Here is an 18,973-nt window from a genome sequence, read left to right as displayed (position 1 = left end):
ACCTGGTCGTACGAGGCGGTCACTGCGGACCGGCGCGCCTGCTGCCAATAATCGTGGCGAACGAGAACACGGAGGCAGTCTGGCACAGCCCCCGTGCTCCGCTCATGGGTGTCTCAGGATGCGGTCGATCACTGCACCGTCCGCAGGAAGACGTCCGACACCCCGTTGGTGTCCCCCGCCACCAGATCGGGTGACGCCGACTCGAACGCGACGGCCGTGCCGTCGGCGTTCACGGAGGGGTGCAGGGCCGGGAGGTCGTTGCGGCCGCCCCAGCGGTCCACGCTGATCAACTGCCGTTCGCCGGTGGCGAGTTCGAGCAGATATACGGAACGGCCGGCGGTGTACGCGACCCGTGTGCCGTTCCCGGAGAGCGAGGGCTGCGTGCCCCTGCCGACCCGGGTCGTGGTCCTGGTGTCGAGGTTGCGGACGTAGACGTCCCGGCCGTGCTGGAAGGCGACCTCGCGGCCGTCCGCGCCGAGGGAGGGCGCCGACGCGCTGTCGCCGGCCTTCTCCAGGATGCCGGTGTCCAGGTCACGGACGTAGACGGCGCCGCCCTGCTCGAAGGCGATGTACCGGCCGTCGTAACCGATGGACGGGTGGCCCGCCGGCTCACCCGTGGGGGCGCTGACGACGTCGGTGGTGCCGCCGTTGAACTTGAAGCGGTAGACCCGGGGTTGGGGTCGCGGGTCGGTGTCGGAGGCGGGCAGGGTGGCGGTGTAGGTGATCCACTGACAGCTGGCGTCCACCTCGGGCTGTCCCATCCAGGCGAAGCGGACGCCCTGGTAGGAGGTGAGGCCGGTCAGTTTGCCGACGGAGCGGTTGCGGACGAAGACCTCCGGGGCGCCGTCGGTGGCGTGCGGCGCCACATAGCCGACCATGCGTCCGCCGGTGCAGGCCGTGCCGTCGGACGACGGTTTCTGGGTGCCGTCGCTGACCTGGGAGATGCCGCCGGACGCGTTGACGAACACACCGCCGTCCGACGTGAACGAGACGACTCGGCCGTCCGCCGCCGCCGGGTCGTGGGACGCCCCGGTGAGCTGTTGTCCGTCCCGCGCCAGACTGATCCGTTCGGTGACGTACGGCATCGGGTCCGGGTGCGTGCCGAGCCCGCCCGAGAAGACGAAGGCGTCCGACTCTCCGTTGGTGTCGCCCGGCACCAGGTAGGACGCCGCCGAACCGAACGCCACCGCACGCCCGCCGGCGGTCAGCGCGTCCGGTCCGACCTGGGCGTCCGCCGGGAGGGCGGCCCCTTTCCGCCCGGTCCGCAGGTCGCGCGCCCGCGTGCCGTCCGCACCCGCGACGACGGCGTACCGGCCGTCCGCCGTGGCCGACAGGGGACGCCCCTCGGCCACCCGCCGGGTCTCACCGGTGCGCAGGTCGTGGACGTACAGGCCGCTCTCGGCGTCGAGGAGGACGCGCCGGCCGTCCGCGGTGATGCGGACCAGGGAGGCGGCGCCGAGGCCCGTGTCGACCTGGGTCCGCTCGCCCGTCCTCCGGTCCTTGACGAAGACGTCGGCCGGATCCGTCTCGGAGTCGCTGCGGACGCCGTAAGCGACCCGTTCGCCGTCGCCGCTCACCGAGGCTCCGGCCTTGTCGCCCTCCTCGGCCGGCGAGATCAGCTCGTCGGTGCCGGTGGCCGTGTCGCGGACGTACAGGAGCCGGGTGGCCTGCGGGCCGTTGCGGTTGCCGATGGTGTACGCGACGTGCGTGCCGTCCGGGCTGATCGACTCCACGCGGCCCAACTCGTTGAAGCCGGGCGGGCTTTCGGGCCACAGCTTCTCCGAGCCGCCGGTGGCGCGGTCGTACAGGTACGGGGCGGTGAAGCGGACCCCCGCGGAGTACCCGATGCGGCTCCCGTCCGCACTCATCTCCGGCGAGCCGTACGTGTAGCCGCTGCCGAGGTCGATCGCGGTCACCCCGCCGGTGGCCAGGTCCTTCACCCGCAGGCAGGTGAAGTACTGCGCGCAGCCGAAGCTCGGCGCCGTCGACGTGAACGCGGCATACCGGCCGTCGGCACTGATCGCGACGTCGCCGGACGACCCGTCGGCCTGGCTGCCGTCGGCGGCGGTACTGACCCGTTCCACCCGGGGCGGCCGGTGCGGTGCCGCGGCGGCCGGCACGGCGGCGGCACCCAGCGCCAGGAGCAGCGCGGCCCCCAAGGACATGCTGGAGGTGCGTCTGGACATCAACATGGTTTCCCCCGAAACCTCGTCTTCCCCCGGTCCCGCACCGGGGACTCACAGGGATGCAAGCGCACCGGGCACCTCGGGTCAATGCGCTCGTCTGCGTACAACCCGGACGCGCCCTCAGGAGTCCGCGAGAAGCCTCTCGGCGATGAACTCCCTTACGTGGCCGAGAACTTGTGCCCGGTCCGTGCCGCGCAGGCCGATCGCCACGTGGATGGAGAAGCCGTCGAGGAGGGCGCGGAGGCGGGCGGCGAAGCGGTCGGGGTCGACGGGGCGGAACTCGCCGCGCGAGACACCCTCCGCGATCAGGGCGACGAGGTCGCGGTGCCAGACGCCCTCGATGGCGGCCTGCCGGTCGCGGGCCTCCTCGTCGGCGTTCTGCGAGCGGTTCCAGACCTCCAGCCAGAGCGTCCAGTGCGGGTCGCGGTGGCCCTCGGGGACGTACAGGTCGATATACGCGTCGAGGCGTTCACGGGCCGTCGCCGCCGTGCGGGTCAGCAGGCGTCCGCGCTCCGCGCCGAGCCTGCCCTCGCTCCACTCCAGGGTCTGGAGGAGCAGTTCGTCCTTGGAATGGAAGTAGTAGAGGAGATGGCCGCTGCTCATGCCGACCTCGTGGCCGAGCGCCGCCATGGTGAGTTTCTCCAGACCGCGTTCGGCGATCATGCCCATGGCTGCGGCGAGGACTTCCTCGCGCGGCGGCGCGTTCTTCCGTGCACCGGCCATCGCCCGTCTCCCTCGCTCCGGATCCTCAGATCTTCGGCTGCTGCTGAGTGATGCAGTGGATGCCGCCACCGCCCGCGAAGATCGTACGGGCGTCCACCAGCACGACCGTCCGCTCGGGGAAGAGGCGCCGGAAGATCCCGGCCGCGATCTCGTCGTGCGGGTCGTCGAAGGCGCAGAGCACGACCCCGCCGTTGCAGAGGTAGTGGTTGATGTAGGAGTAGTCGACCCAGTCGCCGTCCTCGTCCTTGAGCACGGTCGGCGCCGGGACCTCCACGACCTCCAGCGGGCGGCCCTTCGCGTCGGTCTCGGCGCGGAGGAGGGCGAGGTACTCCTGGGAGCGGGCGTGGTCCGGGTGGGCCGGGTCGCGCTGGCTGTGGACCAGTACGGTGCCGGGCCGCGCGAAGGCCGCGACGATGTCGACGTGGCCCTGGGTGCCGTAGACGCCGTAGTCGCTGGTGAGGCCGTGCGGGAGCCAGACGGCCTTGGTGGTGCCGAGCCTGGCGTGGATCTCCGCCTCGACCTGCTCGCGCGTCCGGCCGGGGTTGCGGCCGGCGCCGAGCTGGACCGTCTCGGTGAGCAGGACCGTGCCCTCGCCGTCGACGTGGATCGCGCCGCCCTCGTTGACGAGGGTGCTGCTGAACGCCGGGACTCCGGCCAGGTCGGCCACATGGCGGGCGATCTTGGAGTCGTGCTCCCAGCGGGCCCAGTCCTGGGCGCCCCAGCCGTTGAACGTCCAGTCCACGGCGGCCAGTTGAGAGCCGTCGGTGACGAATGTGGGGCCGATGTCCCGCATCCAGGCGTCGTCGAGGTCGCGCTCGACCAGGTCGACGTCCGGGCCGAGCAGCTCGCGCGCCGACCCGCCCTGACCCGGGCCGTGCACCATCGTCACCGGTTCGAAGCGGCGCACGGCACGGGCCACGGACGCCCAGGCGGCGCGGGCATCCGCCAGTTCCTCGTCGGTGGCGAAGGTGGGGTTGGGCCCGGGCCAGGCCATCCAGGTCCGCTCGTGCGGGGCCCACTCGGGCGGCATGCGATAGGTCATGAGGAACTCCGGGGGGCCTAGAGGAAGTAGAGGCGGTTGAGGGAGACCGAGTCGGCGGGCTCGGAGCGGATCGGTTCGCCGTCCAGGGTGACCAGCCCGGTGCGCTGGTCGACGTCGACCGCTCCGGTACGGGAGTTGCGGCGCAGGTCGGCGGGGCCGATGCCACGGGTGCCGCGAACTGCCACACGACGGCGCCGAGTCGGCATCGCGTCGTTGCCCTGGTCCAGGGCCGCCTGTGCGACGAAGGCCACGGAGATGTCCGCGGGCGTGCTGCCGTGCGCGCCGAACTGCGGTCCCAGGACCAGGGGTTCGCAGGTGTCGGTCGCCGCGTTGGGGTCGCCGACCACGCCGTAGGCCGGGAACCCGGACTTCAGCACCAGCTGCGGTTTCGCGCCGAAGTACTCGGGCCGCCACAGCACGAGGTCGGCGAGCTTGCCGACCTCGATGGAGCCGACCTCGTGCGAAAGTCCGTGCGCGACAGCGGGGTTGATGGTCAGCTTGGCGATGTAGCGCAGGACGCGCTCGTTGTCGTGGTCTTCCGGGGCGCCGAGTTCGGCCTTCATCTTCCCGGCCATCGCGAACGTACGGCGGACCGTCTCCCCCGCCCGGCCCATGCCCTGCGCGTCGGACGAGGTGATGCCGATCGCGCCCAGGTCGTGCAGCACGTCCTCGGCGCCCATCGTCCCGGCGCGGATGCGGTCGCGGGCCATCGCCGCGTCGCCGGGCAGGTCGGTCTTCAGGTCGTGGACGGAGACGATCATGCCGTAGTGCTCGGCGACCGCGTCCCGGCCGAAGGGGAGGGTGGGGTTGGTGGAGGAGCCGATGACGTTGACAACTCCCGCCATCTTCAGGACATTCGGCACGTGTCCGCCGCCGCAGCCCTCGATGTGGAAGGCGTGGATCGTCCGGCCCTCCAGCACACGCAGGGTGTCCTCGACGGACAGGCACTCGTTCAACCCGTCGCTGTGCAGGGCGACTTGGACATCGTGCTCCTCGGCGACCCGCAACGCCGTGTCCAGCGCGCGGGTGTGGGCGCCCATGTCCTCGTGCACCTTGAAGCCGCTGGCCCCGCCCTCGGCCAGCGCCTCCACCAGCGGGGCCGCGTCGGACGACGAACCCCGGCCCAGGAAGCCGATGTTGACCGGCCAGGCGTCGAAGGCGTTGAAGGCGTGGCGCAGTGCCCAGGGCGAGTTGACGCCGACGCCCCACACCGGGCCGAACTCCTGCCCGATGATCGTGGTCACCCCCGAGGCGAGGGAGGCCTCCATGATGCGCGGCGACAGCAGGTGCACATGGGTGTCGACGGCACCGGCGGTGGCGATGAGCCCCTCGCCGGACACGATGGAGGTACCGGTGCCGACGACGACATCGACCCCGTCCAGGGTGTCGGGGTTGCCGGCCCGCCCGATGGAGCAGATGCGCCCTTCCCTGATCCCGATGGAGACTTTCCGGACACCCTGCACGGCGTCGATCACGACGACATTGCTGACGACCACGTCGCAGGTCTCGCGCACGGCGGCGGCCTTGAGGTGCAGTCCGTCGCGGGCGGTCTTGCCGAAGCCGGCGAGGAACTCGTCGCCGTAGCGCTGCGAGTCGGACTCCACGCGGACGGTCAGGCCCGAGTCGCCGAGGCGGACGCGGTCACCGGCGCGGGGGCCGTGGGTGGCGGCGTACTCGTACGGGTTCACTGCTCGACTCCCAGGTAGCCGCAGGCAGTTGCCCGGCGCAGGGCTTCTTCCTTCACGCCCGGCGCGTCCAACGGTCCGTCGACGAGCCCGGCGAAACCGATCGCGATCCGCTCGCCGCCGATCGGCAGCAGGCCGACCTCTGCGCTCTCGCCCGGGCCGAAGCGGACGGACGATCCGGCGGGGACGGCGAGCCGCATGCCGTAGGCCTCGGCGCGTGGGAAGTCGAGGCGCGGGTTGGCCTCGAAGAAGTGGAAGTGGGAGGTCACGGAGACGGGGACGGTCGCCGTGTTGGTGACGGCGAGCCGGACGACCGCCTCGGGCTCGGCGTGCACGGGTCCGGGGAGGAGTGCGCCCGGGGCACGGTCCGCGAGTGCTCCCCCGCCGATGGGGTCGGAGACGATCGCGAGCCGGGAGCCGTCGTCGAAGACCGCCTCGACGTGGACCTCGGTGACGACGTCCGCGACGCCCGGCAGGACGTCCTCGGGCCCCAGGACCGACCGGGCCTGCTCGATGGCCTCGGCCAGCCGCCGCCCGTCCCGGGCCGCCTCGCACACCGTGTCCGCGATCAGCGCGGTGGCCTCCGGCACATTGAGCCGAAGGCCGCGCGCCTTGCGGGCGCGGGCCAGCTCGGCGGCACCGAAGAGCAGAAGGCGGTCGCGTTCGGTGGGGGTGAGCCGCATGAGGATCCGTCCCTTCATTTAGAGCAGCACTCTAAACGTGGGTCACGGAAAAAGGAAACAAGTCCGTTTGAAGTGGTTCGATGTCAGCTTGTGCGGTGCTCCAGGTATCCCAGCCCAGGCAAGAACTCACTCGCCCCGAACGCCGGCCTCAGGTCCGTGAACCACGTCGCGGTCTCGTCGTAGGCCGCGAAGAACGGGCGGTCGACCAGGGACGGGTCGCGGGCCTGGATCAGGTGGAGGACGAAGACCTTCTCGCCGGCCACCTCCGCGATGCCGTCGACGCAGACCTTGCCGGGCATCGCCGACATCACCGGGCCGCGGACCGTACGGGCGAGGCCGGAGACGCGGGCGTAGGCGTCGCGGAAGATCTGGTGGCCACGGGCCAGCGGAACGCCGAAGTAGCCCTGGGGGCCGGTGTCGCGCTCGACGAACTGGTAGTACGGCACCGCGCCGAGCGTGGTCGTCTCGTCCCACAGTTCGGCCCAGGCCTCGGCGCTGTCGTTGATACCGGCCACCAGTGGGCCCTGGCAGCGGATCACGGCGCCCGTGCTCCGCACCCGGCGCATCGCCTCCCGTACGACCGGCGGGCGCAGCTCCTGGGGGTGCGTGAAGTGGGCCATCAACGCCAGGTGACGGCCGCTTGCCACCACCTTTTCGAAGAGGCGGAGCAGGTCGTCGGCGTCCCGGTCGGTCGTGAAGCGGTACGGCCAGAACGCGAGGGACTTGGTGCCGATGCGGATCGAGCGGATCGTGTCGATGTCGAGGAGGGGGTCGACATAGCGGCTCAGCACCTCGGTGCTCATGACCAGCGGGTCGCCGCCCGTGATGAGCGTGCTGGTGACCTCGGGGTGGGCGCGGAGGTAGGCGGAGGTGGTCGCGATGTCGTCGGTGGCGATGCGGAGTTCGGACTCGCCGACGAACTGGGGCCAGCGGAAGCAGTACGTGCAGTAGGCGTGGCAGGTCTGGCCCTGGCGCGGGAAGACCAGCACCGTCTCGGGGTACTTGTGCTGGAGGCCTTCCAGGCGCTCGCCCTCGTGCACGGGCACGTTGGCGTCGAGCTGGCCCGAGGGGTGCGGGTTGAGCCGCATCCGGATCTCGTGGGCCGTGCGCAGGACTTCGGCCTTCGGCGCCTCCTGGGAGAGGAGGTCGGCCATCTGTTTGAGGTCGGGTTCGGGCAACATCCCGGCCTGCGGGAACGTCAGCCGGAAGATCGGGTCGTCGGGTACCGCCGACCAGTCGATCAGCTCGTCGACGACGTAACCGTTCGTGCGGAAGGGCAGAACCGAGGAGACGGCCCTCAGGGCGAGTCGTTCGGTGGCGGACAAGGACACGCGTTGCAGCAGGCCGTCCAGGTCGCGGGGCGTGAAGGCGCGAAAGCGGGGGTGGTGCGCTGAACTCATATGTGCCGGGGCCCTCTATTCCGTGACCAGGACCGTAGGCGGCCGTAGTTCCACGAAGGCCGCCGCCTGCGCATCGTACTTCTCCGTGAAGTGGTGGATGAGCCGCCCGTGCAGCTCGCTGCGGTCGTCGACCACCATGACCTCGTACGCCTCGCCCGGGCCCAGCACTCCGCTGTGGGCGGAGAGTTGGTCGAGGCGGCGGCGGGCCAGGTAGGTGACGAGGTCGGGGGCCTCGACGTACAGGCGGTCCTCGACGTAGACGAAGCGGCAGCTGAACTCCCGCCGTCCGTCGGCCGCGTCGACCAGGGTCACCGGCAGATGGGTGAAGCGGTCCATCGGTCTGCCCTGCTGCCACAGCTCGTCGAAGCGCTGCTCGACGAAGGTGCCGAGCGGGGAGCGGACGGCGACCTCCAACTGGACGCCCTCGCCGGAGAGTCGGCCGACGGTGAGGAAGGAGACCAGACAGCGCTCGTCCCAGCGGTAGAGGGTCACTCCGGGGGAGGTCGAGCACAGCCGTACCTCCAGCAGACTCCGGGAGTGCTCGTCGAGCCGCTGCGCGAACCGGTCCAGGGTGCGCAGGTTGCGCATGATGTCGCGGCGGATGTCGGCGCTCTGCTCGCCGAGTTCACGCCCGCGCAGGATCACGGCGAGGGAGTCGGGGTCCAGGAGCAGGATCTGCACCCGGGCGCCGTGCGCGGTGGCCGAGCGGACACCGCGGAAGAGGCGCTCGGAGAACTGCGGGCCGAAGAGGTTGGAGAAGGTGTCGAGGACCTTCACGTTGGACGTGGAGCCGTACACCTGCGCGGCGAACCACTCGTAGTCGAGCCGGGTGTGTTCGCGGACCCGGCCCTCCTGGGCGCGGGAGATCAGCGGACCGATCACGAAGACGGTGATGACCACGCCGACCAGGTCGGTGCCCAGGTTGAGGGCGAGGTTCTCGCCGTAGTTGTCCATGTGCTTGGCGAACCACAGCAACACGCCCGCGCCGGCGGCGAGCAGCGCGAGGACGGTGAGGCTCTGCGGGCGGCGCGGCGTGCGTAACGCCCGCAGCAGCCACCGCAGTCGCGGTATCGGCCCACCACTCACCGCGTCCCCTCCCCCGTGTTCCCGTGTCCCGCGGAATCAGTGGATACCCGCACGGGGGAGGCGATACGCGTCGAACCGGCTTCCGGAGGTCGACCGGGAGTCGCGCTCAGCCCAGGGGATGCATCCAGCCGTGCTTGTCCACGACGTCACCGCGCTGGATGTCGAGGAGGGCGCCGCGGAGCCTCAGCGTGACCTCGCCGGGCTCGCCCGCGGACTGCTGCCACTCGGCGCCGGTGCGCTTGACCGTGCCGACCGGGGTGATGACCGCGGCCGTACCGCACGCGAAGACCTCGGTCAGCGTGCCGTTCTCGGAGTCGCGCTGCCACTGCTCGATGGAGATACGGCCCTCTTCGGGCTCGTAGCCGAGGTCGCGGGCGAGGGTGAGGAGGGAGTCGCGGGTGACGCCCTCCAGGATGGAGCCGGTGAGGGTGGGGGTGACGATCTTGTTGCCGTACACGAAGTACAGGTTCATGCCGCCGAGTTCCTCGACCCACTTGCGCTCGACCGCGTCGAGGTAGCAGACCTGGGCGCAGCCCTGTTCGGCGGCCTCGGCCTGGGCGAGGAGGGAGGCGGCGTAGTTGCCGCCGGTCTTGGCGTCGCCCATGCCGCCGGGGACGGCGCGGACGTGGTCCTCGGAGACCCAGATGGAGACGGGCTTCACGCCGCCGGGGAAGTAGGCGCCGGCCGGGGAGGCGATGACCAGGAAGAGGTACTCGTTGGCGGGCTTCACGCCCAGGCCGACCTCGGTCGCGATCATGAACGGGCGCAGATAGAGGGACTCTTCGCCGCCGTGTGCCGGGACCCAGTCGCGGTCCTGCTGGACCAGCACGTCACAGGCCTCGATGAACGTCTCGACCGGCAGCTCGGGCATGCCGAGGCGGCGGGCGGAGGTCTGGAAGCGGCGGGCGTTCTTCTCCGGGCGGAAGGTGGCGACGGAGCCGTCGGCCTGCCGGTACGCCTTGAGGCCCTCGAAGATCTCCTGCGCGTAGTGGAGGGTCATGTTCGCGGGGTCGAGGGAGAGCGGGCCGTACGGCACGAGCTGGCCGTCGTGCCAGCCGCGGCCCTCGGTCCACTTGATCGTCACCATGTGATCGGTGAAGTGGCGGCCGAACCCGGGGTTGGCCAGAATCGCGTCGCGTTCGGCGGCGGAAAGTGGCGAGGCCGAGGGCTTGAGCTCGATCGTGGGCGTCGTCATGAGTGGTTGTCCTTCACCGGTTGTGTGTGACGGGCCGCGCTCACGCCCTCGACTGCCAGTGGCCAGTGTTAGGACGTCCGAGCATTGCCTCATTCCGCGGCTCCGCGTTCGATTATCGCGCGAGGAGGACCGTGGACGAAAACGGCGTGAATGCGACCCGGAGGATGATGGTGGCACCCGGCGGGGACATAAGAAAAGCCGCCGGGTGCGGTTGCGACCCGGCGGCTTCAGAAGACTACGAGAGTTCTTCGAGTGGGCGCGGGGTCAGCCGGCTACTCGTACGGCGAGCGCGTCGCCGATCTCGCTGGTGGAACGGGCGGGCTTGCCGGTGCGCTCCGCGAGGTCGGCGGAGACGGCCTCCTCGATGCGCACGGCCTCGGACTCGTAGCCGAGGTGGCGCAGCAGGAGGGCGACGGACAGGACCGTGGCGGTGGGGTCGGCCTTGCCCTGGCCCGCGATGTCGGGCGCCGAGCCGTGCACGGGCTCGAACATCGAGGGGAACTCGCCGGACGGGTTGATGTTCCCGCTCGCGGCGACGCCGATGCCGCCGGAGACGGCCGCGGCGAGGTCGGTGATGATGTCGCCGAAGAGGTTGTCGGTGACGATCACGTCGAAGCGGGCCGGGTCGGTGACGAGGTAGATCGTCGCCGCGTCCACGTGGATGTAGTCGGTGGTGACCTCGGGGAACTCGGCCGCGACCTTGTTGAAGACGTTCGTCCACAGGTGGCCCGCGAAGGTCAGCACGTTGTTCTTGTGGACCAGCGTGAGCTTCTTGCGGGGGCGGGCCTGGGCACGGGCGAAGGCGTCCCGGACGACCCGCTCGACACCGAACGCGGTGTTGACGGAGACCTCGGTGGCGACCTCGTGCTCGGTGCCCTTGCGGATGGTGCCGCCGTTGCCGGTGTACGGGCCCTCGGTGCCCTCGCGGACCACGACGAAGTCGATCTCCGGCTCACCGGCGAGCGGGGTCGCCACACCGGGGAGCAGCTTGCTCGGCCGCAGGTTCACGTGGTGGTCGAAGGCGAAGCGGAGCTTCAGCAGGAAGCCGCGCTCCAGGACACCGGACGGGACCGACGGGTCACCGATCGCGCCCAGCAGGATCGCGTCGTGCGGCTTCAGTGCGGCCAGGTCGTCCTCGGTGAGGGTCTCACCGGTCGCGTGGTAGCGGCGGGCGCCGAAGTCGAACTCCTTGGTCTCCAGCTTCACGTCCTGCGGAAGGACGGCGGAGAGGACTTTGAGACCTTCGGCCACGACTTCCTGACCGATGCCGTCACCGGGGATCACTGCGAGATCGATGCTGCGAGACATGCCCGACACCGTACTCCGCGTCCCATGGGATGACACGGGGTGTCCGCGATACGGACAGCCGAGAAGCGGGGGCGTCAGCCGTTCGACGTACGTTCACCCTTACGCATGGCCCCCGTTGGACTTATGGGGGAGCTTCATCGACATGGAGACACCTGACGTCGGCATCCCGGAGCACCTCGCGGTGCGCATGAGCATGGCCGAGCAGTACGAGTACCTGCGCACCAAGCTGTCCCGGCGCCGCACGCTGGTGACGGCGAGCGCGGTGGCGGGCGGGCTGCTGACGGGGTGCGCCAGTGGTACGGCGACGAGCGATCAGAAGTCGGCCTCCCCCGCCACGTCGAAGGTGCCCGGTGCGGTCGTCACCCCCTTCGGCCGCCATCTCGCCTTCGGCGCCGACCCGAAGACGGAGATGCGGGTCTCCTGGCAGGTCCCGTTCGCGGTCAAGAAGCCGTACCTGCGCATCGGGACGAAGCCCGACGGCCTCAGCCGCAGGATCACCGCCGAGGTCCGCGCCCTGCACACCCCCGGCCTGACCGGCGTCCGCCCCGCGGTCGAGCAGTACTACGTCCACGCGGCCCCGGACGGCCTCCGCCCCGGCACCACGTACTACTACGGCGTCGGCCACGAGGGCTTCGACCCGGCCGCCCCGGCCCACCGCTCGACGATCGGCTCGTTCCGTACGGCGCCCGCGAGCCCGGAGAAGTTCGTGTTCACGGCCTTCGGCGACCAGGGCGTGAGCAACGCGGCAGCCGCCAACGACCAGGTGATCCTGCGCGAGAACCCCGCGTTCCACCTGCACGCCGGTGACATCTGCTACGCCGACACCAACGGGCAGGGCAAGAAGACGGACGGCTACGACCCGACGTACTGGGACCTCTTCCTCAAGCAGAACGAGGGTGTCTCCCGGACCGTCCCGTGGATGGTGACGACCGGCAACCACGACATGGAGGCCTGGTACTCCCCCGACGGCTACGGCGGCCAACTCGCCCGCTGGTCCCTCCCGGACAACGGCTTCGACCCGTCGCACGCGCCGGGCGTGTACTCCTTCGTGTACGGCAACGTCGGCGTCGTGGCCCTCGACGCGAACGACGTGTCGTACGAGATCACCGCCAACCTCGGCTACACGGGCGGAAAGCAGACGAAGTGGCTGGACCGCAGGTTGCAGGACCTGCGGGCGACGAAGGGCGTCGACTTCCTGGTCGTCTTCTTCCACCACTGCGCCTACTCGACCTCCGCGCACGCCTCGGACGGCGGGGTCCGCAGCGAGTGGCTGCCGGTGTTCGCCAAGCACCAGGTGGACCTGGTGATCAACGGGCACAACCACGTGTACGAGCGGACCGACGCCATCAAGAAGGGCACTGTCGGCAGGGCGGTACCCATCGGCGCGTCCACCGATCCGACGAAGGACGGGATCGTCTACGTCACGGCGGGCGGCGGCGGCCGGGATCTGTACGGCTTCCCGGCGGGCGTCAAGGAGAGCTACGAGGGGCACGTCACCCGGCACGGGACGGTCGACACCATGCAGTGGGCGAAGGGCCAGCACAGCCAGGCGGAGACGGTGGAGTGGTCGCGGGTGCGCTACCGGGGCTTCTCCCTCCTCTCGGTGGAGGCGGAGAGCGGCAGCACCCCGAGGCTCAAGGTGTCGGCGCTGGACCAGAACGGCAAGCGCATCGACCACTTCGAGGTGCGGCGCGGTCGGTGAGACCGCACCGCACCCCGTGCGGGCGCGGCTCCCGGCTGTGGAGTGGTGTTACTACGGCTCAGTGGCCGGTCTCGCCGCCGTTGTCCCGGCGGTCGAGGGCGCGCTGGAGAGCGGCGGCGGCGTTCTTGCGCTCGGACTCGCTGGTGCGGGTCACGTGGCGGACGCGGCGGCGGACGGTCGTCTCGGCCATGGAGAATCGACTCCTTCGATGATTCCTGGAGTGCTGAGGGGGTTACGAGACGCCGGAAGAGGCGGGGAGCCACGGACCGCAGGGGTTGCCTGCGCGGTGTCCGGCTCACGGCCGCCATTCGCTTGGTCTAGCGAGACGTTCGGCTCCTACAAAGCTAGGACAGGACCGTGCATCTGTCTCCACAATTACTCGGACTTCCTACTATCTGAGACGGTGAAACGAGTCACGCGGCGTTGACCTGCGGTTTCACAAAACGCGGCGAGGCGTCAGAGCACGTCCCCGTCCCGCCAGTCGAAGAGGAGATCGGCGTCGAGGTCGAGGGGCCCGGCGAGCGCGGGGCGGACGTAGGTGCTGTCCTCCTCCTCGGGCAGATGGACGATGCCGTCCGGGCCGAGCGCGGAGATCTTGCCGCCCCACAGCCGCCAGCCGCGCGCGGTGTAGAGGCGGGCGCCGTCGTCGCTCGCGCCGAGCAGACCGACGTCGTAGGCGTGGTCGACGATCCGCTCCAGCTCGGCCATGATCCGGCCGCCGTGCCCCCGGCGGCGGGCGTCGGGCCGTACGCCGACCCCCTCGACGTATCCGACCCGCAGCCAGCGCCCGCGGTAGCGCACCCGGCGCATCACGACCGAGCCGTGCGCGACGAGCCCGTCCTCGTCGGCGAGCAGGGCGTGGACGCCGCCGAGGCCGTGCTCGAAGTCCTGGTCGGTGAGGTCACCGGCGAAGGCGGCGTCCAGCAGGGCGCGGGCGGCGCGGAGGTCGGCCGGGGTGAGGTCGGCCGTGTGGGCGGTGCGCATACGGATGGTCACGGGGTCAGTATCGGAGACGCGGGCTCATGGCGTGCCGTCATCGCCGCATCGCTGTCATGACCGCGTTGACGTACGTCATGAGCGCATCTCTCTCAGCACCGCCTCGCGGAACCCGTGCGGGTCCTCGACCCACGGGAGGTGCCCGGCGCCCGCCAGGGTCACCCGCCGCACCCGGGGCAGCGCCCGCTCCAGCGAGTCGACGGCCGAGCGGGGGCGGATGTCCCGCTCCCCGTCGACGATGAGCACGGGGAGGTCGAGGGCCTGGCAGGCGGCGTACCGGGCGGGGGTGCCGGCGGTCTGTCTCGCCTCGGCGTTCAGGGACTTGTTGCAGGGGAAGTTGATGGGGAACCAGGGGTCGGCCATCCGCTCCGCGTGCTCGACGGCCCGCTTCCGGTCCTCGAACTCGGCGGACCACTGGAGCACGGCCCGTTCCCGGCTGTCGCCGGGCAACTCCCGCCAGCGGGCGAGCCGTTGGGGGTCCTCGCCGAGCCGGGCGAGGAGGTTCTCCTCGAAGGCGCCGTGCCAGTCGGCGTCCGGGCCGATGCCGGTGCCGCTGACGTAGATGAGCGCGGCGACCCGGTCCGGGTGGGCAAGGGCGTAGTTCAGGGCGAGCGACGCGCCCCAGGAATGGCCGAGCAGCACCGGCCGTTCCAGCGCGAAGTGCCGTCGTACGGCGTCGAGATCGGCCACGAACCGTTCGGTGGTCCACGGGCCCGCGCACGGCTCCGACCGGCCGCCACCGCGCTGGTCCCAACGGACCACCGTGGCGCGGGAGTCGAGCATCCCGGCCACGTCCTCGGACATGTCCCACAGTCCGGGCCCGCCGTGGCACAGCACCAGGGGTGAGGTGCCGGGTGTGCCACGGCCGGACCGGGAGGCCCACAGCCGTACTCCGTCGTCCGCCGTAACCGCCGTGTCCTGCATACGGGTTGGGGTCATGACGGGGAGTCTGCCCGCTGTGGGCTCACTGTGTGGCTGTCAGCCCATGTGCGGGTACGTGTAGTCCGTCGGGGCCACCAGGGTCTCCTTGATGGCGCGGGTCAGCGTCCAGCGCATCAGGTTCTGCGGGGCGCCGGCCTTGTCGTTGGTGCCCGAGGAACGGCCGCCGCCGAAGGGCTGTTGGCCGACGACCGCGCCGGTGGACTTGTCGTTGATGTAGAAGTTGCCGGCCGCGTAGCGGAGCTTCTCCATCGTGTACGCCGCCGCCGCGCGGTCGCCCGCGATGACCGAGCCCGTCAGCGCGTAGTCCGACACCGACTCCATCTGGGTCAGCATCTCGTCGTAGGCGTCGTCCTCGTAGACGTGGACCGCGAGGAACGGGCCGAAGTACTCGGTCGTGAACACCTCGTTGGCCGGGTCGCTGCACTCGACGACGGTCGGGCGGACGAAGTAGCCCACCGAGTCGTCGTACGAACCGCCCGCGACGATCGTGCAGTTGGGGTCCGCCTTCGCACGGTCGATGGCCGCCTTGTTCTTGGCGAACGCGCGCTCGTCGATCACCGCACCGATGAAGTTCGCGAGGTCGGTGACGTCGCCCATGGTCAAGTACTCGACCTCGGCGGCGAATTCCTCCTTGAATCCGGAGTTCCAGATCGACGCCGGGATGTACGCCCTGGAGGTCGCGGAGCACTTCTGCCCCTGGTACTCGAAGGAGCCGCGGGTCAACGCCGTCTTCAACACCGCGCGGTCGGCGCTCGGGTGGGCGACGACGAAGTCCTTGCCGCCGGTCTCGCCGACGAGGCGCGGGTAGGAGCGGTACTTCTCGATGTTGGTGCCGACCGTCTTCCACAGGTACTGGAAGGTCTTGGTGGACCCGGTGAAGTGGATCGCGGCCAGGTCGCGGTGCTCAAGAGCCACCTTCGACACCTCGATGCCGTCGCCGGTCACGAGGTTGATGACGCCCTTGGGGAGCCCCGCCTCCTCCAGCAACTGCATGAGGAGAACGGCGGAGTGGGTCTGCGTCGGCGACGGCTTCCACACGACGACATTGCCCATCAACGCGGGCGCGGTCGGCAGGTTGCCCGCGATCGCGGTGAAGTTGAAGGGCGTGATCGCGTAGACGAAGCCTTCGAGCGGGCGGTGGTCGAGACGGTTCCAGACGCCCGGGGAGTTCGCCGGGGGCTGCTCGGCGAGCAGGTCGCGGGCGTACTTGACGTTGAAGCGCCAGAAGTCGACGAGCTCGCAGGGACAGTCGATCTCGGCCTGCTGGGCGGTCTTGGACTGGCCGAGCATGGTGGAGGCGGCGAGGGTCTCGCGCCACGGTCCGGAGAGCAGTTCGGCGGCGCGCAGGATGATCGCGGCGCGGTCGTCGAAGGACATGGCACGCCAGGCGGGCGCGGCGGCGAGGGCCGCGTCGATCGCGTCCTGGGCGTCGCCCTGGGTGGCGTTGGCGTAAGTGCCCAGCCGCGCCTTGTGGTTGTGCGGCTGTACGACGTCGAAGCGCTCGCCGCCGCCCATCCGCCGCTCGCCGCCGATGGTCATCGGCAGGTCGATCGGGTTCTCGGCCAGCTCCTTGAGCTTGACCTCCAGACGGGCGCGCTCGGGAGAGCCGGGCGCGTAGCCGTGCACCGGCTCGTTGACGGGGGTGGGGACCTGGGTCACAGCGTCCATGAGATCCGTAACTCCTTGTACGTGAGCGGGTGTTGGGGTCAATCCCTGGTCAGCCTCGGTCAGCCCTTGGTGAGGGTCGAGCGGGCGAAGAAGAGAAGGTTGGCCGGCTTCTCCGCCAGGCGGCGCATGAAGTATCCGTACCAGTCGGTGCCGTAGGCCGTGTAGACGCGCATGCGGTGACCCTCGGCGGCGAGCCGCAGGTGCTCGTCGCTCCTGATGCCGTACAGCATCTGGAACTCGTACTCGTCGAGCTTGCGCCCGGCGCGCCGGGCCAGTTCCTGCGCGATGGAGATGAGTCGCGGGTCGTGGGACCCGATCATCGGGTAGCCGGAACCCTCCATCAGGATCCGCAGAATCCGGACGTACGCCTTGTCGATCTCGTGTTTCTGCTGGTAGGCGACCTCGGCGGGCTCCTTGTAGGCGCCCTTCACGAGCCGGACGCGGCTGCCGGCCTCGGCGAGGCGGCGGGCGTCGGACTCGGTGCGGAACAGGTAGGCCTGGATGACGCAGCCGGTCTGCGGGAAGTCCTTCCGCAGCTCCTCGTGGATCGCGAACATCGAGTCGAGGGTGGTGTGGTCCTCGGCGTCGAGCGTGACGGTCGTACCGATGGCGGCGGCTGCCTCGACGACGGGCCGGACGTTCGCGAGGGCGAGTTCGTGACCGCCGGGCAGCGCCTGCCCGAACATGGACAGCTTGATGGACATCTCGGCCCGGGTACCCAGCTCCAACTCCTTGAGCCGGTCGACGAGTTGGAGATAGGCGTCACGGGCGGCGGCGGCCTGCTCGGGGGTGGTGATGTCCTCGCCGACGACGTCCATCGTCAGCTCCAGGCCCTTGGCGGTGAGGTCCTGGACGATCGGCACGATCTCGTCGACGGTCTCACCGGGGATGAAGCGGTCCACGACCTGCTTGGTCACCGGCGCCGCCGAGATCAGCCGACGCATCTGATCGCTGCGCGAGGCGGCGAGAATCACGGGACCCAGCACGGGGTACCTCCAAGCGGTCGGACATACGGGGAACCACCGTGAAACCTAGGGTTGTCTCCGATCGTCGACCATCGACAGCTGTCACGCATCCGTGCCACGGATCTCAGACAGATGTATGAAGGCGGCACGGGATCGGCGGAGGAATGCGCGAGAATGCCCGGGTGACATCCGATTCCAGAGGCGACTACCAAGAGCTCGTCGACGAGATCTCCGAGCTGCTCGGCGCCCCGGCGACCCTGGAGAACCGCGACTTCGAGCTGATCGCCTTCGGGGCCTACGACGGTGAGGGCGACCTGGACGCGTCCGCGCTGGACCCGGTCCGCACCCGCTCGATCCTGACCCGGCGCTCCACGGCGGCGATCCGCACCTGGTTCGAGGGCTTCGGCATCACGCGGGCGACCGGCCCGGTCCGGATCCCGCCCACCCCCGAGGCGGGTGTCTACCGGGGCCGCATCTGCCTCCCCGTCCGCCATCGGGGCGTGGTCCTCGGGTACGTCTGGCTCCTGGACGACGACGATCCCGGCCCCACCGCCCCACAGCTGGACGCGGCCATGGAGGTGACGACCCGCATCGGCGCGCTGCTCGCCGACGAGGCGCAGCACGGGGCGGATCTCAGCCGGGAGCTGCGGGCGGTGCTGACCGCCGAGCGCGGCTGGCAGGGGGACATGGCGGTGGCGGCGCTGCGCACGGCCCTCGGCGCACGCGGCGACGGCCCGCACACGATGGTCTGCGTCGCCCCCTGGCCGTCGACCGCCGACCCGGACGACGCCCCATCAGCTCGTACGGTGCCGCACGCGACGGCGCTGTGCACGGTTCCGTGGGGGGCCGCGGAGCAGCAGTGCCTGGCGGTGCTGGTACGGCTGCGGTCGACGGACGCGGGAAGTTCGGCGGAGGCGGCGGCGACCCGTCTGCTGAAGGACGGCCCGCCCGGCGCCCGCCGTGCGGCGGGCGTCGCCCGGCCCCGCGTCGGCCTCACCGACCTCGCCACCGCCTGGCAGGAGGCAGCGGCAGCGGCCCGCACCGCCCTCGCGGAACCCCGCTTCGCCCCGGTGGCCGAATGGTCCCGCATCGGCCCGTACCGCCTGCTGACCTCCCTCCCCCCGGAGTCCGCCCACGACCCTGCCGTGGCCCCCCTCCTCTCCCCCGCCCATCACGAACTCGCCCGCACCGCCGAGGTGTACCTCGACCGCGCGGGCCAAGCGGGGCGTACGGCAGCCGAGTTGGGCATCCACCGGCAGACGCTCTACTACCGCCTGTCAAGGGTGGAGCAGCTGACGGGGCTGGACCTGGACGACGGGGAGGACCGGTTGTTGCTGCACATGGTGTTGAAGGGGGCGCGGCTGTAAGGCGGTTGGGGGGCTGCTGGGCGAC

At 70.5% G+C, this 18,973-nt stretch carries 16 protein-coding genes; 2 read left to right on the top strand and 14 right to left on the bottom strand.

The window, feature by feature from the left end:
- Positions 1 to 128: 128 nt before the first annotated feature.
- From OC490_RS18450 to OC490_RS18410, 9 genes are all read right to left on the bottom strand, one after another.
- Complete coding sequence (locus OC490_RS18450) at positions 129 to 2,186, bottom strand: hypothetical protein (protein WP_262059057.1); 2,058 nt, start codon at positions 2,184 to 2,186, stop codon at positions 129 to 131.
- 120 nt (positions 2,187 to 2,306) lie between these two features.
- Entirely contained in the window at positions 2,307 to 2,909 is a 603-nt protein-coding gene (locus OC490_RS18445) for a TetR/AcrR family transcriptional regulator (protein WP_262059056.1), read from the bottom strand.
- A 25-nt stretch (positions 2,910 to 2,934) separates the two neighbouring features.
- Positions 2,935 to 3,951: an agmatine/peptidylarginine deiminase gene (locus OC490_RS18440; RefSeq protein WP_262059055.1), complete on the bottom strand. Its 1,017-nt coding sequence runs from the start codon at positions 3,949 to 3,951 to the stop codon at positions 2,935 to 2,937.
- A 17-nt stretch (positions 3,952 to 3,968) separates the two neighbouring features.
- Positions 3,969 to 5,639, bottom strand: coding sequence for an urease subunit alpha (locus tag OC490_RS18435; RefSeq protein WP_262059054.1), 1,671 nt, complete (start codon positions 5,637 to 5,639; stop codon positions 3,969 to 3,971).
- Positions 5,636 to 6,319 carry an urease subunit gamma gene (ureA, locus tag OC490_RS18430; protein WP_262059246.1) on the bottom strand — a complete coding sequence of 228 codons (684 nt, stop codon included), beginning with the start codon at positions 6,317 to 6,319 and terminating at the stop codon, positions 5,636 to 5,638. Before ureA ends, OC490_RS18435 begins: the two co-directional genes overlap by 4 nt.
- Positions 6,320 to 6,402: 83 nt before the next feature.
- On the bottom strand, positions 6,403 to 7,719 hold the full coding sequence (locus tag OC490_RS18425) for a KamA family radical SAM protein (protein WP_262059053.1): 1,317 nt from the start codon (positions 7,717 to 7,719) through the stop codon (positions 6,403 to 6,405).
- Positions 7,720 to 7,734: 15 nt separating this feature from the next.
- Positions 7,735 to 8,805: a hypothetical protein gene (locus OC490_RS18420; RefSeq protein WP_262059052.1), complete on the bottom strand. Its 1,071-nt coding sequence runs from the start codon at positions 8,803 to 8,805 to the stop codon at positions 7,735 to 7,737.
- 106 nt (positions 8,806 to 8,911) lie between these two features.
- Positions 8,912 to 10,000, bottom strand: a complete 1,089-nt coding sequence (locus tag OC490_RS18415; RefSeq protein ID WP_262059051.1) for a branched-chain amino acid aminotransferase — start codon at positions 9,998 to 10,000, stop codon at positions 8,912 to 8,914.
- Positions 10,001 to 10,264: 264 nt separating this feature from the next.
- On the bottom strand, positions 10,265 to 11,308 hold the full coding sequence (locus tag OC490_RS18410; protein WP_262059050.1) for a 3-isopropylmalate dehydrogenase: 1,044 nt from the start codon (positions 11,306 to 11,308) through the stop codon (positions 10,265 to 10,267).
- A 142-nt stretch (positions 11,309 to 11,450) separates the two neighbouring features.
- Here OC490_RS18410 and OC490_RS18405 point away from each other — a divergent pair, with 142 nt between their 5' ends.
- Positions 11,451 to 13,010, top strand: a complete 1,560-nt coding sequence (locus OC490_RS18405) for a purple acid phosphatase family protein (protein ID WP_262059049.1) — start codon at positions 11,451 to 11,453, stop codon at positions 13,008 to 13,010.
- 58 nt (positions 13,011 to 13,068) lie between these two features.
- Here the strand turns inward: OC490_RS18405 and OC490_RS18400 are convergent, their stop codons facing one another.
- The 5 genes from OC490_RS18400 to OC490_RS18380 all read right to left on the bottom strand — a co-directional run bounded on the left by OC490_RS18400 (position 13,069) and on the right by OC490_RS18380 (position 17,602).
- Positions 13,069 to 13,200 carry a hypothetical protein gene (locus OC490_RS18400; protein WP_019068673.1) on the bottom strand — a complete coding sequence of 44 codons (132 nt, stop codon included), beginning with the start codon at positions 13,198 to 13,200 and terminating at the stop codon, positions 13,069 to 13,071.
- 266 nt (positions 13,201 to 13,466) lie between these two features.
- Positions 13,467 to 14,006: a GNAT family N-acetyltransferase gene (locus OC490_RS18395; protein ID WP_262059048.1), complete on the bottom strand. Its 540-nt coding sequence runs from the start codon at positions 14,004 to 14,006 to the stop codon at positions 13,467 to 13,469.
- 75 nt (positions 14,007 to 14,081) lie between these two features.
- Positions 14,082 to 14,930, bottom strand: a complete 849-nt coding sequence (locus OC490_RS18390) for an alpha/beta fold hydrolase (protein ID WP_262059245.1) — start codon at positions 14,928 to 14,930, stop codon at positions 14,082 to 14,084.
- Positions 14,931 to 14,984: 54 nt separating this feature from the next.
- A complete protein-coding gene (gene pruA / locus OC490_RS18385; protein WP_262059047.1) occupies positions 14,985 to 16,616 on the bottom strand; it encodes an L-glutamate gamma-semialdehyde dehydrogenase in 1,632 nt (543 codons plus the stop codon).
- A gap of 59 nt (positions 16,617 to 16,675) precedes the next feature.
- A complete protein-coding gene (locus tag OC490_RS18380; protein ID WP_262059046.1) occupies positions 16,676 to 17,602 on the bottom strand; it encodes a proline dehydrogenase family protein in 927 nt (308 codons plus the stop codon).
- A gap of 143 nt (positions 17,603 to 17,745) precedes the next feature.
- Between OC490_RS18380 and OC490_RS18375 the strand changes: the two genes are divergently transcribed.
- Positions 17,746 to 18,948, top strand: coding sequence for a PucR family transcriptional regulator (locus OC490_RS18375; RefSeq protein ID WP_262059045.1), 1,203 nt, complete (start codon positions 17,746 to 17,748; stop codon positions 18,946 to 18,948).
- The last annotated feature ends 25 nt before the right edge of the window (positions 18,949 to 18,973 follow it).

This window comes from Streptomyces sp. STR69, from assembly GCF_024519455.1.
Lineage (GTDB): Bacteria > Actinomycetota > Actinomycetes > Streptomycetales > Streptomycetaceae > Streptomyces.
This window is presented reverse-complemented; position numbering and strand designations above follow the sequence as displayed.

Coding starts and splice junctions, on each gene's coding strand:
- OC490_RS18450 (WP_262059057.1), bottom strand. CDS start 2,186: ATGTCCAGACGCACCTCCAGCATGTCCTTGGGGGCCGCGCTGCTCCTG.
- OC490_RS18375 (WP_262059045.1), top strand. CDS start 17,746: ATGCGCGAGAATGCCCGGGTGACATCCGATTCCAGAGGCGACTACCAA.
- OC490_RS18410 (WP_262059050.1), bottom strand. CDS start 11,308: ATGTCTCGCAGCATCGATCTCGCAGTGATCCCCGGTGACGGCATCGGT.
- OC490_RS18425 (WP_262059053.1), bottom strand. CDS start 7,719: ATGAGTTCAGCGCACCACCCCCGCTTTCGCGCCTTCACGCCCCGCGAC.
- OC490_RS18445 (WP_262059056.1), bottom strand. CDS start 2,909: ATGGCCGGTGCACGGAAGAACGCGCCGCCGCGCGAGGAAGTCCTCGCC.
- ureA (WP_262059246.1), bottom strand. CDS start 6,319: ATGCGGCTCACCCCCACCGAACGCGACCGCCTTCTGCTCTTCGGTGCC.
- OC490_RS18440 (WP_262059055.1), bottom strand. CDS start 3,951: ATGACCTATCGCATGCCGCCCGAGTGGGCCCCGCACGAGCGGACCTGG.
- pruA (WP_262059047.1), bottom strand. CDS start 16,616: ATGGACGCTGTGACCCAGGTCCCCACCCCCGTCAACGAGCCGGTGCAC.
- OC490_RS18390 (WP_262059245.1), bottom strand. CDS start 14,930: ATGCAGGACACGGCGGTTACGGCGGACGACGGAGTACGGCTGTGGGCC.
- OC490_RS18400 (WP_019068673.1), bottom strand. CDS start 13,200: ATGGCCGAGACGACCGTCCGCCGCCGCGTCCGCCACGTGACCCGCACC.
- OC490_RS18405 (WP_262059049.1), top strand. CDS start 11,451: ATGGAGACACCTGACGTCGGCATCCCGGAGCACCTCGCGGTGCGCATG.
- OC490_RS18415 (WP_262059051.1), bottom strand. CDS start 10,000: ATGACGACGCCCACGATCGAGCTCAAGCCCTCGGCCTCGCCACTTTCC.